This is a genomic window from Roseateles puraquae (assembly GCF_002205845.1).
GTDB classification, from domain to species: Bacteria; Pseudomonadota; Gammaproteobacteria; order Burkholderiales; family Burkholderiaceae_C; genus Pelomonas; species Pelomonas puraquae.
The window spans coordinates 128533-141131 of sequence record NZ_NISI01000007.1; the positions used below are offsets into that span (position 1 = coordinate 128533).

Below are 12599 nucleotides of genomic sequence, written 5' to 3' on the forward strand. Positions count from 1 at the left end.
CAGGAACAGTGATGAAGCCCCTTGCCTCCAGAACCGAACGTCGCCCCGCATGGCGGCGTGTTGCCGCCGGTGCGCTGGTCTCGCTCGCCTTCGTGCCGCTGATGGCATCGGCGCAATACATCATGGAGTTCGCGCAGACCTATGCAGCGCCCACCTCCAACTTCATCAGCAACACCTTCCTGAACCAGGAGGCGTTGATCAATGCGACCCGCCCGGACGCCCCGCGGTCGACGGCGCGGCTGGCTGCGTTGGGCGCGCCGCAGGTGGAACGCAGTGCCACGGAGCTGGCGCAGGCCGCGCCCGCCGCCCAGCGCGCCCGGCTGGAGAAGATCTATGTGCAGCTGATGCCGGGCTACCAGCAGCTCGAGCGCAAGCTGGGGTGGCCCGCCGAGGATGTGGCCGGCGCCATGGCCGCGCTGCTCGCGGGCAACTACATGGCCATGACGGGCACGGAGCTGAGTGACGAAGCTGTCTCCGCGGCCGGCAATCAGTTGCGCGCGTCTGCATCGGTGCAGCGCATGCTGGGTCAGCTCAGCGCCGCTGACCGGCGCCGCCTGTACGAGCAGTGCGCGATGCTGGGCACCTTCATGGCCCTGGCCAACAAGACCAGCCAGCAGCAGCCCGCCAATGTGGTGGCAAACCTGCGCCAGTCAGCGCGCGAGAACCTGCGCGTCGTGCTGGGCAATGCGGCCGACAACCTGCGCTTTTCGCCGCAAGGCATTCAGCTGCAGTGAGTGGCCTGTTGCGCTGGCGGCGACTGTCGATGCCCGGCGCAACTCGCTAGCGCTGACGTCGTCCTGATGACTGGGCCACGAGCCCTGCTGGGCCTGTTGCTGGTGGCTGGGGTGACCGCCGTCGTTCGAGCGGAGGTCACTGAGCCGCCTATCGCCATCACCTCATCTCAGATGCCCCCTTCGCAATGGCTGCAAGCCTCCGCGCGGCAACAAGGCTTGCTGGAAGGTGCGTCTGCGCCCCGCGAGATCACGTCCGGTGTGTGGTTCCTCGCGAGCCGGCGACCGGGTGCTGCGGGCCGGGTGTGGGCCGCCTTGGCGTGCCAGCAGGGCCATCGGCTCCTGTCGATCGAGCGCGAAGGCGAGGCGGGCCAGGAAGCACTGAGGGCGGTGCTGGCGGCAGATGCCGAGCGGCTGGCGCGGGCGTGTGCCACGGTGCCAGTGTCAGCGCTGCCGGTGCCGTCGTCCGTGGCCGGGTCGGCGCAGGGCTGGCTGCTGCTGAGCCCGCCGGCGGGTGTGGACGCCGACGCGGCGGTGCTGTCGCTCGCGACCGGCCGCTGGCGCGGGCTGCCGCGCAGTGCGCTGGCGGCGTCGTACGCGCGGCGTGCCGATCACTGGACCTTGGGCGGCCCGGGCCTGCTGGTGCGGCGAGACGCCCGCCACCAGGTCACGGGCTGGCGCCTGCCCGAGCTGCAGCCGGTGGGCAGCTTCACGCTCGGCCGGGCCGTGGGCACCGACGAGCCGGGTCTCTACGGCGAACTGCGCCCCTCGCCAGACGGGCAGTGGCTGCTGGGCGTCTGGCGGCCCGGTGGACGCGGCGGCGATCGCCTGGTGGTGCTCGATTGGCGCGGTCAGGTTAGGCGGGAGTGGCCCATTGAGGCGCACGCCGATCGCGCCTGGGCCTGGCTGCCGGATGGTCGCGTGGTTGTGCTGCGCGAAGGGGCCTGGTGGGCGCTGGCGCTTGACGGGCGCAGTGAGCGGCTGGGCCAGGCGGGCTTGCCACCCGGTGCGGTGTGGCGTGGCGCCGAGATCGAGGTCTCGCCGGACGGCGAGCAGGTGGTGGCCGTGCTCACCACGCAGGACGCCGTGGCGCGTGGCGAGGCGGCCCAGCACCGGCTGCCTTACCTTGGCCGCCTGCAAGGCGGGCCGCTTCAGCCCCTGGTGCGATTGCCGCCCGGGCAGCTCGTCAGCATGAGCGCCGTGGTTCGGTGGGGTGCCTCAGGGCTGTGGCTGCTGTGGGGTGGCCGCGGCGGGGCCTATGGCGCAGCCCAGCCCGCCGCTCGATGCGCCGAACTGGGCTGGGTGCCGCGCGAGCAGTTGCAGGGCGTAATCGTTCAGGGCGTCCAACTGCCGGCCGAGCTGCGCGGCAGCACGCCACGAGAGAGCTGCGGCGGGCGGCTGGGTTTGAGCCTCGTGCCCTGAACGCCGTGGCATGTGCGGCGCGTGTGCGCGGCGTCGCTTGGGTCCTTTTCAGCAAGTCGCTAGGGATGGTGATGCCGCGCGGCCTTCGCTTCAATGCGGGCTCGCGCCATTCGGTGCCCCACACGATCGATGACGCCGACTGCCTTGCTGACCGTCCTTCCCGCCTTCCTGATCCTGACCCGTTGGCCCGCGGCCCTGTTGACGCTGATCCGGCGAGCCGGGCTGCTGTTGGCGTCGTGTCTCGTGTCCAGCGTCTTCGCGGCGGAGTCCCCCACGGGCCTGCTCTGGCACAACAATTATTCGCTGGACCTGAAGGCCGGCGTGCAGGTGTCGCCGCTGGATGGCTCGAAGCCCGTCATCATCACCCCGCAGAGCGACATGGATGTGTCGGTCTGGCCCGATGGGCGCGTGGTGGCGGTCACCAAGCCCGACATCTACAAGCGCATCACCTCGTTGGTCGTGATGGAGGTGGCCACCGCTCGGCCCTTGCACAACCTGGTGCTGGACGGCTACGTGCGAGAGCTGGCGCCTTCGCCGGTGAGCCGCGAGCTGGTCAAGCTGAGTCAGGGCGAGAGTCCCAGCTCGCCTTACGAAGAACTGGTGATGGACCTCACCACGCAGAAGCCGCGCTACCGCGTGGCCAGCGACGACTACTTCGCCTGGATGCCGGACGGGCGCTTCATGCTCATCAACCTGAAGACCGGCCTGATGCGCATCGCGCAGCTCGACGATCCGCGCGAGCAGGTCGTCGGCCGCCTGACGCTGCCGCCGGGCCGCGCCATGGGTGGGTTCCTCATCAGCCCCACAGGCACCGAGTTCATCATGAAGCTGCCGCTGCGCAACAGCGTGCCGCGGGAGGCGGACTTGTGGATCGGGCGCCTGGATGGCTCGCGCTTCGAGCAGCTGACGCAGGTTCGCGCCCTCGGTTCGGCCCTGTGGTCGCCCGACGGCCGCTACGTGGCCTACACCGTCAATACCGGTTCCATCTGTTCCGGGTGGGGCTGCATCGGCGGTTGCGACCAGTACTTCACCCGGGCCACGCGCCGCGCGGTCAAGGGGTTGGATGGCACGCCGGGCAGTGAGCGCTTCGAGGTGCGCAATCGATTCGGGCAGATGCAGGGCCTGGGCTGCGAAGTGCTGGCGTGGACGCGATGAACGCGGGGTTCCGATGCCTCGCGGTGATCCTGCTGGGTGTGGCCGGGGTGCCTGCGCCGGCTGCACCGCCGCCCGGCCTGGCCACCGACCGGGCGGCCATCGGTGAACTGATCTCGGCGGTGAGTCTGGACGTGATGTCTGAGGCCACGCTGCAGGCCTGTACGGACATGGGCGTGGCCAGCGCCGACCGGCTTCGTGAGGCCTGGGTGGCCTGGCGCCAGCGCCACCAGATCGCGCCGCTGCGCCAGGTGGTGCAGGGGTTGCGCGAGCGCGGGGGCAGCAAGCTGCCGCCGTGGAGCGACCTGACCGGCCCCTTGCGCGAGCGGGTGCTGGCCGATCCGCGGGTCGAAGCCACCTGCAGCGCCCTGCTGCAGGACTGGCAGGGCCCGGGCATGGACCCCACCACGCTCTACCCGCGGGCACGGGCGGTGGCGGCGGCCTTGGTGCAGGTCAAGGTCGTGTCCGCACCCGCGTTGCCTGCGGTGGCAGCGGGCACGGTGCGAGGGCCGGTGCTGCGCCCGAGCCAGGTGCCGGCCCTGGCGGCGCAGCAGCAGGGCGGCTGGGGCACGCGAAGCGTGGAGGACGCGCGGCGTGAACACGGCCTCGTGCTGGTGAAGGGGCGAGTGGCGCGACGGGGTCGCGACGATTTCCAGCTCATCGAGGCCCAGGGTGATCGTGAAAGCGCCGCCTACATCCGGCTGGAGATCGATGCGGAGCCCTGGGTGGGCCAGGAGGTGGTGCTGCGTGGCGTGTTCACCGCGCTGCGCGACTACGGGGCCACGCTGGCCGACGTCCAGCTGGTGAATGACGTTGCCGGCCTGGTGCCATCGCCGCTGCCCGCGGCACCCCTCGCGCGGCGGGAGGTGCTGCTGCAGCGCGTGATGGTGGCGCCCGGCAAGGGCCTGAAGCCGGCCGACCTGACGGCGGTCGTCCTGCACGGCAAGGGCAATTACAACAACGGTTCCAGCTGGGACGAGGACGTGCGCTTCCTGCTGCGCGATGGCAGCTGCTACCGCCGCAGCGAGATGCCGCCTGATCAGCTCGACGTGGCCGCTTCGCGCCGACTGGAGCCCCAGCAATGGTGCCGCTGGCGGCAGGGCCCCAAGGGCTACGAGGTGCAGGACCAGGATGACGACGGGCGACCCGCCGGCGACTGGACGCCGTTGCCGCACCGGGCCATGACGCCCTGGGCGCCGGGCACCGCGGTGGACGGCTACTTCAGCCGCAGCCGCTTCGACGGCAGCCTGGCATTCGGCGGGATCTCTTCCACCCAGGGCCTGCGCCTCACGCGCGACGGCCGCTTCGAGCGCAGTCACCATGCGCTGGGCACCTCGGGCACCTCGGGCACCGTGGCCGGGGCGCTGAACAACACGGTGATCGGCAGCACCTCACACGCCGATGGCCGGGGCAGCAGCAGCGCGACCACGGCCACCGTCGGCGGCGTGGGCGCTGCCACGCGGCAGCAGCAGGACGACGGCGCCAGCCGCCGTGGACGCTACCGCTTCGAGGGCTACGCCGTGGTGCTGGACTACGACGACGGTCACCAGGAGCGCCTGCTCAGCTTCCCGACCCGCGCCGGCCTGCGCGGCCTCTACGTCGGCAGCGGCAGCCTCTCGGCCAAAGATTGATCTCCTTCGCTTCTTCTCGGACGCCTCTCCATGCTCGGACAACCCCTTCGTCACTTCCTCCTCCCTCTCGCGCTGGCGGCCGCCGCTGGCCTGGCCACGGCCCAGGTCGCGCCCGCCGTCAGCCTGGCCGAGCAGATGCGCGGCATGTTGGGCAAACCCGCGGCGACGACCGAGGGTGCAAGCCTGGGCGTGTTCAACGCGCCGATCGTCGTCAACGGGCCGGTGCAGATTCGCCAGTCGGCCGCCGAGCTGGCCCAGCGCTTCCCGGCGCCGCACCGGGCGGCCATGACCAAGGCCTACGAGGAGGCCTTCGGCTTCTGGCAAAAGCTCGAGACCCAGCTTGGCCTCGTGCCCAACGATGTGGCGGCCGGCGTGGCGGCCTTCATCGCGGGCAACTACACCGCCTTCATGCAGCAGCCGGTGGCGGACGAAGACTTCAAGTCGCTCGTGCTGCAGATGCAGAGCCTGCTGGCCCGCAACCCGGCCTTCGTGCAGAGCTCGCCGGCGGCCAAGCGCGCGATGTTCGAGCAGCTGGCCATGGTCGGCACCTTCATGGTGGTCTACCGCGAGCACCTCAACCGCCAGCCCAGCCCGGGCGAGGAGGTCAACTTCCGCAATGCGGCCAAGGCCAACCTCGAAGCCGGCCTGGGCCTGGCGGTCGAGCGCCTGCAGATCGGCCCGCAGGGGCTGGTGGTGCGCTGACCGGCGCGTCAGAGGAAGTCGCCGCGGGCGGAGGCTTCCAGGCGGTGCAGCGCGTCGTTCAGCCAAGCCTGCCGCCGTGAGCGCCGCAGGGCGTTGTCGCGACGCATGCCGGCTGCCCAATCCTCGGCGAGCCGGGTCGCATGCTCGCGCTGCCCGCCGCACAGGCGTTGGGTGATGAACCAATAGTCCGCGTCGCTGAAGGCGTCGGGCACGGGGCTGTGCAGCAGCACGTCGGCCTCGGTCCAGGGTGTGGCGAAAAAGGGCTGCGCCGGGTCGAACAGCCGCGGGCCCCGGGGGGCGCCGAGTGCATCGCTGACGCGGGTCACAAAGTAGGCCAGGGTGCCGGCCCGGCACTCACGGGCGCTGCGCCGCCGCCACCAGCGCGCGCGCGGTTGCCAGGGCCAGAGCGGACCTGGCCACAGGGGCGCTCCGCCCAGGCTCATGGGGGCCAGCAGCGCGCGCCGCTGGGCTTGCGGGCAACCGGGCCAGGCCAGGGCCAGCGCGGCCTGCAGCTCGGGCGGCAGGCGGTCCAGCGCCAGCGCCGCCGCGCGGCGGTCGCTCACAGCCCGCCCAGGCTGCCCGTGGCCGAGGCTTGCAGCACGATCAGCTCCTGCACCCACCAGCGGTCGCGCTGGCTGCGGCTGGTGGCGTTGCTGGCCTGCAGATGGCGCGCGCAGGCTTGGGCGTAGCGGGTGGCCGCGGCGGTGTCGCCGTCGTGCAGCTGCATCGTCAGCGCCCAGAACTCGCCGTCGCTGAAAACCTGCGGCACCGGGCTCTTCAGCAGCACGCGGGCTTGCGTCCAGGGCGTCGGGAAGAAGGGTTCATCGGGGTCGAAGAGCCGCGGCCCTTCGGCCGTCAGGACGTTGCCTCGCCGGGCAAGGAACAGGCCTTCGAAGGTCTCACGCCAGGCCTGTGCCGCGCCTGGGCGCCACCAGCGACGGGTCGGCTGCCAGGGCCAGAGCAGGTCAGGCCAGACACTGCGCCAGACCTCCTGGCACCAGGGCGCCAGCACGGCACGACGCTGGGCCTCCGCACAGCCTGGCCAGGCCCGCTCCAGCGCGTCGCGCAGTTCAGGTGGCAGGGTGGCAAGGTCCAGGTCGGCCATGAGCTTCACCTTACCAGGGCTTGATGGCGTTCCAGGCCTTGGACACGCCCTCGTGCGCCGATTGCAGGCCCGACGTGAGCGCGTCCTTGGCGGCCTGGGTCACGCCGGTGGCCCGGTCCAGCGCGCCGATGGCGTAATGCGCACCCACGCCCACACCAAAGCCGACCACGGCGCCCACCGCGGTGCCGGCCACCGGCACCACCGAGCCCACGGCGGCACCCACCCAGGCGCCGGCCGCACCAGCGGCAGCCGCGGTGCCGGTGTCGACCACGGTGTTGGCCACCGCGCGTGAGCCCGTGATCTGGCCGGCGCGGTAGGCCTGCGCATTGCCGTAGCCGCTGACACCCGCCTGCACCAGCGCGCCCACGGCGCCGCCGGCCTTCACGAGGCCCAGACGCGGGGTCAGGGCATCGACACCCTTGGCCGCCGCGCCGCCCAGGGCGGCGCTCTTGGCGACGTCGCCGGCCACCTGACCGGCGGCCACGGGTTCGGCGTGGGCCGCGCGCACCCCGGCGTCGATCAAGGTGGCGGCCGCAGCGCCGGCCGCCCCATAGCGCACCGACGAGGCGCGCGGGTAGCCGGCCTTCGCATCGGTCAGCAGCTGGCGGGCCTGGTCCGTGCGTGTCTTCCCGAGCTTCTCTGGGCTTTGGTTGGCGGCGGCGCGATCACCGGCCCGCTTGGCCACGGGCCCGTCCTGGTAGGCGCGCGTGTCGGTGGGCATGGGCCGCACGATGCCGGCTGCGGGCACGCTCGGGGCCGGCTGGCCCGCCGCGTCGTAGCGGGTCACGCGCAGCGGGGTGAGCTGGTCGGGCGTGGCATGGCGGGTCACGATGTCGACCTGCGCCGTGCAGGTGGCCGCGGGTGCGCGCAGACCGGTGGCGCCGTTGTCCGAGGCGCCCTTGGCCGCCTGCTGCGGCAAGGTGTAGGGGTGCTCGCCGGTCAGTTGATGCAGCAGGCTCGGCGGCTTGCCCCCCTTGGCCTGCGTGAAGGCACTCTGCGGCAGGCCCACGCGCCGTGCGCCCTCGGCGATGTCGGCGACGCCACCCCGGCCCTCGGCGTCGGGCGTGGCGCGAAAGGCCGTCTCCACGAGGCTGCGCTCCGCCAACGGATGGCTGCCGAGCTTGGCATAGGCGGCGGCTTCATGCAGTGCGCTCGCCGCGTCGGGTGCGGTGTAGAGCATGCCCTGGCCGGGCGCGTTGTAGCGGCCCGGGGAGCTGAAGTGGTGGTCGAGCGTGCCCCCTTCGTGAACGGTGGGCACGCTGCGCAGCACGGTGCCGTCGAAGGCTTGCTGAGGCGCCACGCGGCCGGCCTCGTAGGCGCGGGCCTGCAGGGCCTGCACGAGGCCTTCGCGGCCCGTGGCGGCGCTGACGCCCGCCACGGCGGGGCTGGTGCCGTCATCGCGCGCGGGCAGGCGCACCGGCTGGCCGGGCAGCAGGGCCTCGGCCTGGGCCAGGCCGGGGTTGGCGGCCTGCAGCTCGGAGGCGTCCACGCCGTGGCGTTGCGCCACGTCGCTGAGGCGGTCGCCGCGTTGGGCGTAGACGGTCTCGCCGCCGGCGGGCGGGCGGGGCGTGGGGCCGGCAGCGCGGGTGCCGGTGGTGTCGAGGGCTGGAAGCAAGGCGGTGTCCTTCAGGCTGATTCAGTCGCACTTGCCATTGCATGCCGCCGCGCCTTGGCGCGCCAGCTGCGGCTGCCCGCAATTCGGGTCAGCCGCAGCTCGGGCTGGCCGCAAGCCGCTGAATCAGCGCGTCAGGGCGCGGGGCATTTCTCGAACACGTCACGGCTCGTGTTGAAGCCGTCCATGCGCCAGCCCTGCGCGGTCCAGCGCAGGCTCATCGCGCCGGCGAAGTCGATGCGCGAATCCCCCTTGCGGGACAGCGGCGGCATGTCCAGCCGCGGCGCCTGCTCGGGCTTGAGCAGGTCGCGCAGCTCGATGGGGCGCGTGGTGGCGGTCACGCGGGGCAGGCAGCGTGCGGCGCGCCGCATGACGCTGGCGGGCGCCTTGACGATGTCGGGCCCCTCAACGAACTCCAGCTGCGGCATGGAGAGCTGCTGCAGCCGCTCGCCGTCTTGCCGCGCCAGGGCGTCGCGCAGCTGTTGCCAGAACTGCTCGAAGGCGCCGTCCCGGTCGACCGACACGGTGCAACCGGCCGCCTTGGGCGCCAGCGTCACGGTGGCCGGCAGGCGCAGCGCGCCGCAGGCCGCCGGCTGCGGGGTCAGCCGAAAGCCGTCCCCCGCAGGTTGCACCTCCACGCGCTGGCGCTGGCCGAGCACCTCGTCTTGCCAGTCGAAGCGCCAGCCGCCGCCCGGCAGGGCCGAGGGGGCACCGCTGCTGGCGAAGTCGCATTCGCGCGTGCCGGCGGTCACGCTGACGCTGACCTGGCGCGGCGTGCCGCTGCCGTCTCGGCTCAGGGCCCAGCGGGTGTTGGCGTCGGGGTTGCAGGCGAGTTGTGTCGGCAGCGGCGGCAGGGGAGCGGCCGCCTGAGCCGCCAGTGCCAGGCCGCTGAGCGCGGCCAGCCAGGGGAGAGATCGAAGCACGGGCATGGTCGGGATCTTCGAGCACGGCGGCGGCCTGGCCTGTCACATCAACGGGGGGCAATCGGGCGCCCCGTGGATGAGGTCAAGGGGCGCGGCGCACGCCCAGGGCGCTGTCCAGCCGACGGTCGGCGTAGGTCACGCCGTCGTACGCTTCACCGCGCACGCCCTGGTTGCCGCCGATGACGCGCACCATGCCGTTGTCCAGCACCTCCGACACGATGGCCACATGGCCCTGCGCCGGGTTGTTGCCGCGCGGGAAGACGATGACATCGCCCGGCTTCACATGCGCGGCATCACGGGGCACGGCCTGGCCCCAGTTCAGCCAGCTGCGGGCGGCCGCGCTGTTCGTGCCGCGCAGGCCAGCCTGCTGCATCGTCCAGTTGACGAAGGAGGAGCACCACGAGGTCTCGTCGTTGCGGGCCCTGAGGCTGGTGGCCTGGTGGTACTCGATCACGCGGGGGTTGTCGCGGGCGCCGCGGATCTCGTGCGTGCCGAGTTCGCCGCGTGCGATCTGCAGGTGCCGTGGCACGCCCGTGGGGGCAGCCGCCGTGGGCGCAACAGGTGCGGCTGCGGCGGCCCCGAGCAGGCCTTGCTGCTGCAGGGCTGCGTCGACGGCCGTCATGCGGCGCTGCTGGTCGGCGCGGATGACGGCCTGCACTTCGGCTTCGCTTGGCGTGCGGCCCAGCTGGTGGCGCGCGATGTTCACGAAGCCGCTGCCCGCCTGTCCGCCATTGGCCAGGCGGAAGCGCTCGCCGGTGCTGCTGTCCACAAAGCTGTTCACGCGCAGCTGGGTCAGGTGAGCGGTGTCCAGCGGCTGGCCGCGCAGGCTGTCGAGCTGGGTCAGGAAGCGGGCAGCAGCGCTGGGCGACTGGTTGTAGAGATCCAGGTAGGCCGAGGCCAGGCGCGCGTTGCGCGGGTCCAGGCCGGCCGCGCGGGCGGCGGCTTCATAGGCGGGCAGCTGGCCTTGCAGGGCCTGCAGCTGGCGGCGGTCGGCGTCGGCCGGGCTGCTGGCGGTGTGCTGGTACGAGAAGGAGCCGCGGTTGTGGGCGGCATTGCCAGGGTCGGCATGGCCGCCATAGGCCGCGGTGAAGCCGCCATTGGGCCGGCGCGTGCCTTCTGCGCTGCCGATGACGATGGCCGCCGCTGCGCGAGAGCCCTGGGTGGGGTCGGTGAACTGGCGCAGGTCGAGCGTGCCGGCCGGGCCTGCTGCTGCGTTGCCGGGGGCCGCGACGGGGCCCTGCGTAGCGGCGGGGCGGCCTGAGGGCTCGTGCGATGGCAGGAACGGCAGGTTGGCCTCGATCAGCGACCACAGGGCCACGCCCCAGCGCTCGGCGATGCCGGCGAGCGTCTCGCCCGGCGCCACGGAGTGCTGCCGCTCCAGGCCTGCGGTGGCCGAGGGAATCGTGAGCCGCTGGCCGACCTGCAGGCGGTCAGGGTCGCGGGCCTGGCGGCTCACGATTCCGTCGGCCAGGGCGGGGTCCAGCCCGTTGGCGCGCATCAGCGCTTCAGGGTCCACGCCGTGGCGATGGGCAATCTCGGTCAGGGTGTCGCCGCGCTGCACGCGGTACTGGGGCACGGAGGTCATGAGGCGGCTCCTGCGCCCGGGAGTGGGCGCGTTGCCGTGATTGCAGACGGACTGCGCTGGGTTCGCCAGCTAGGGCTGCCCGTAATTCGGGTCAGCCGCAGCTGGGGCTGGCCGCAACCCGCCGGCCGTGAGGGCGCCGCGGACCATCTCGACCCAGCTGTCCAGCAGCCGAAAGTCCACCGACCCGGGAAAGCGGTGGGCCGCGAACACCGGCGCGGCGGGGTCGAGCACGGCCTCGGCGGTCTCGGGCGTGGGCTCGGCCAGGTCAGCCAGCAGCACCACTCGGCGGGCGGTGGCCATGCCGTCGGCGAGGTCGGCAGCATCGAGGTTGAGCCCCCAGCGCCAGGCCGGCTGGCCACGGCGGATGGCTTCACCCAGGCTGGCCGCCAGATCGGCCAGCAGGCTGTTGACGATGAAGTGGCCCGTCATGCCGCCATCGGGCCAGGGCGCGTGTGCGGGCAGCCGTGCAAAGGCGGGCAGGCGGGCCCAGTGTTCACGCGCCCAGTGCTGCAGGGCCGTGGCGTAGTCGACCGGCGCGAGCTGGCTCGCGTCGGGGCCGTGATGCTGGGCCAGCCAGTCGCGCAGGGCGAGTTGGCGCCCGGCCAGCGTGGTGGTGAAGGCAGCCAGGTTGGCTTCGGCCTGCGCCAGGCTCAACGCGGCGCCGCAGCCGGGGTGCGGCAGCGGGAAGGGCGGGTAGTCATGCAGCCGCCAGGCCGCCGGCCTGGAGCCGCCGAGGCCGCCGAGCCAGCGGGGCAGGAAGGCGCGCATGCGGCCAGTGTCGGTCATGCCTGGACACAAAAAAGGCGGCTCGCAGGAGCCGCCCGTGTCGCGGTGGCGCGAGCGGCGTGTCAGAACTCCAGGCGCACCATGGTCAGCGTGAAGCGGTTCGCGTCACGCACGGCGGGCTCCGGCTGGCGGCGGCTTTCGGTGGCGTCCAGCGCGCTGCTCAGCGCGCTCAGGAACGCGCCGCTCAGCGAGGCCGTCATCACGCCCGAGAACATCGTCAGCAGGTTGCGCAGGAACTCGCCGCCTTGCTGGGTGGCTTCGGCCGGTGGGTTCTTCTGCAGGTCGGTGGCGTTGATGTAGTTCTGATCGACCTTGCGGATCTGCCCGTTGTCGTCCACGGCCAGGAAGCCCTTGCCGGCGGGGTTCTCCTGCAGCACGTTGCCGTCGTCATGCGTCCAGTCCAGCGTGCTGCCCCAGCCGGCGGCTTCGTCGATCTTGAGGTCGCCGACCTGGTTGGTGTCCACGCCGCTGATCTCCACGCCGTAGTCGCCGCTGGTGATGGCGACCTTGCTGGCCAGCGTCATGCCGTTGCCGGCGGGCACGGTCTCGATGGTGACCTTGGTGCCGTCTTCCAGCGCGAAGGTGGTGGTGCCCCAGAAGTCAAAGGCGTGCTGGCCGTCGATGTTGACGTGCGGGTCGCCCCAGATGTTGTAGTTCTCGCCGGTGTTCTTGTTGTAGATGTTGACGGTGTTGTTGTCACCGGCGGTGATGCGGTAGTTGTCGTTCTCGAACACCGCCTGGCCACCGCTCATGTGGGTGCTGGCGTTCGTGGGGTTGCTGCCGCTCAGGGCAGCGGTGGCGCTCAGCGAGGTGGCGCTGGCGGTCTGGATGGTGGTCATGGTCTCTCCTGATGCGTTTCTTCAGTCGCAACGTGATTGCATGCGGACTGAAGCGCGCCGGCTAGCTGCGGCCACCCGCAATTCGGGGCAGCCGCAGCTAGGGGGAGCCGC

12 protein-coding genes are annotated in these 12599 nt (G+C 72.1%); 5 read left to right on the top strand and 7 right to left on the bottom strand.

The genetic code is table 11. The features are described 5' to 3' along the window. The first annotated feature begins 11 nt into the window (after positions 1 to 11). The 5 genes from CDO81_RS17850 (at position 12) to CDO81_RS17870 (ending at position 5638) form a co-directional block, all read left to right on the top strand. On the top strand, positions 12 to 734 hold the full coding sequence (locus tag CDO81_RS17850; protein WP_088484584.1) for a DUF6683 family protein: 723 nt from the start codon (positions 12 to 14) through the stop codon (positions 732 to 734). Between the two features lie 171 nt (positions 735 to 905). Beyond that, entirely contained in the window at positions 906 to 2153 is a 1248-nt protein-coding gene (locus CDO81_RS17855; protein WP_088484585.1) for a hypothetical protein, read from the top strand. A gap of 129 nt (positions 2154 to 2282) precedes the next feature. Further along, positions 2283 to 3308: a TolB family protein gene (locus tag CDO81_RS17860; RefSeq protein ID WP_088484586.1), complete on the top strand. Its 1026-nt coding sequence runs from the start codon at positions 2283 to 2285 to the stop codon at positions 3306 to 3308. Beyond that, a complete protein-coding gene (locus CDO81_RS17865) occupies positions 3296 to 4936 on the top strand; it encodes a hypothetical protein (protein WP_144397295.1) in 1641 nt (546 codons plus the stop codon). Before CDO81_RS17860 ends, CDO81_RS17865 begins: the two co-directional genes overlap by 13 nt. Before the next feature lie 30 nt (positions 4937 to 4966). Then, positions 4967 to 5638 carry a DUF6683 family protein gene (locus CDO81_RS17870; RefSeq protein ID WP_088484588.1) on the top strand — a complete coding sequence of 224 codons (672 nt, stop codon included), beginning with the start codon at positions 4967 to 4969 and terminating at the stop codon, positions 5636 to 5638. Positions 5639 to 5646: 8 nt separating this feature from the next. On the opposite strand, the gene CDO81_RS17875 is transcribed toward CDO81_RS17870, so the two are convergent. The 7 genes from CDO81_RS17875 to CDO81_RS17905 all read right to left on the bottom strand — a co-directional run bounded on the left by CDO81_RS17875 (position 5647) and on the right by CDO81_RS17905 (position 12488). Further along, a complete protein-coding gene (locus CDO81_RS17875) occupies positions 5647 to 6201 on the bottom strand; it encodes a hypothetical protein (protein WP_088484589.1) in 555 nt (184 codons plus the stop codon). Then, positions 6198 to 6743 (bottom strand): hypothetical protein, encoded by a 546-nt coding sequence (locus CDO81_RS17880; protein ID WP_144397296.1) that lies wholly within the window; start codon positions 6741 to 6743, stop codon positions 6198 to 6200. The genes CDO81_RS17875 and CDO81_RS17880 overlap by 4 nt, the downstream gene beginning before the upstream one ends. Before the next feature lie 10 nt (positions 6744 to 6753). Continuing rightward, positions 6754 to 8358 carry a LysM peptidoglycan-binding domain-containing protein gene (locus CDO81_RS17885; RefSeq protein WP_088484591.1) on the bottom strand — a complete coding sequence of 535 codons (1605 nt, stop codon included), beginning with the start codon at positions 8356 to 8358 and terminating at the stop codon, positions 6754 to 6756. Between the two features lie 131 nt (positions 8359 to 8489). After that, positions 8490 to 9284, bottom strand: a complete 795-nt coding sequence (locus tag CDO81_RS17890) for a hypothetical protein (protein ID WP_088484592.1) — start codon at positions 9282 to 9284, stop codon at positions 8490 to 8492. A gap of 76 nt (positions 9285 to 9360) precedes the next feature. Beyond that, on the bottom strand, positions 9361 to 10863 hold the full coding sequence (locus tag CDO81_RS17895) for a TIGR02594 family protein (RefSeq protein ID WP_088484593.1): 1503 nt from the start codon (positions 10861 to 10863) through the stop codon (positions 9361 to 9363). Between the two features lie 69 nt (positions 10864 to 10932). Further along, positions 10933 to 11649: a hypothetical protein gene (locus tag CDO81_RS17900; protein ID WP_144397297.1), complete on the bottom strand. Its 717-nt coding sequence runs from the start codon at positions 11647 to 11649 to the stop codon at positions 10933 to 10935. Positions 11650 to 11711: 62 nt separating this feature from the next. Further along, positions 11712 to 12488 (bottom strand): DUF1521 domain-containing protein, encoded by a 777-nt coding sequence (locus tag CDO81_RS17905; protein ID WP_088484595.1) that lies wholly within the window; start codon positions 12486 to 12488, stop codon positions 11712 to 11714. Positions 12489 to 12599: the final 111 nt, after the last annotated feature.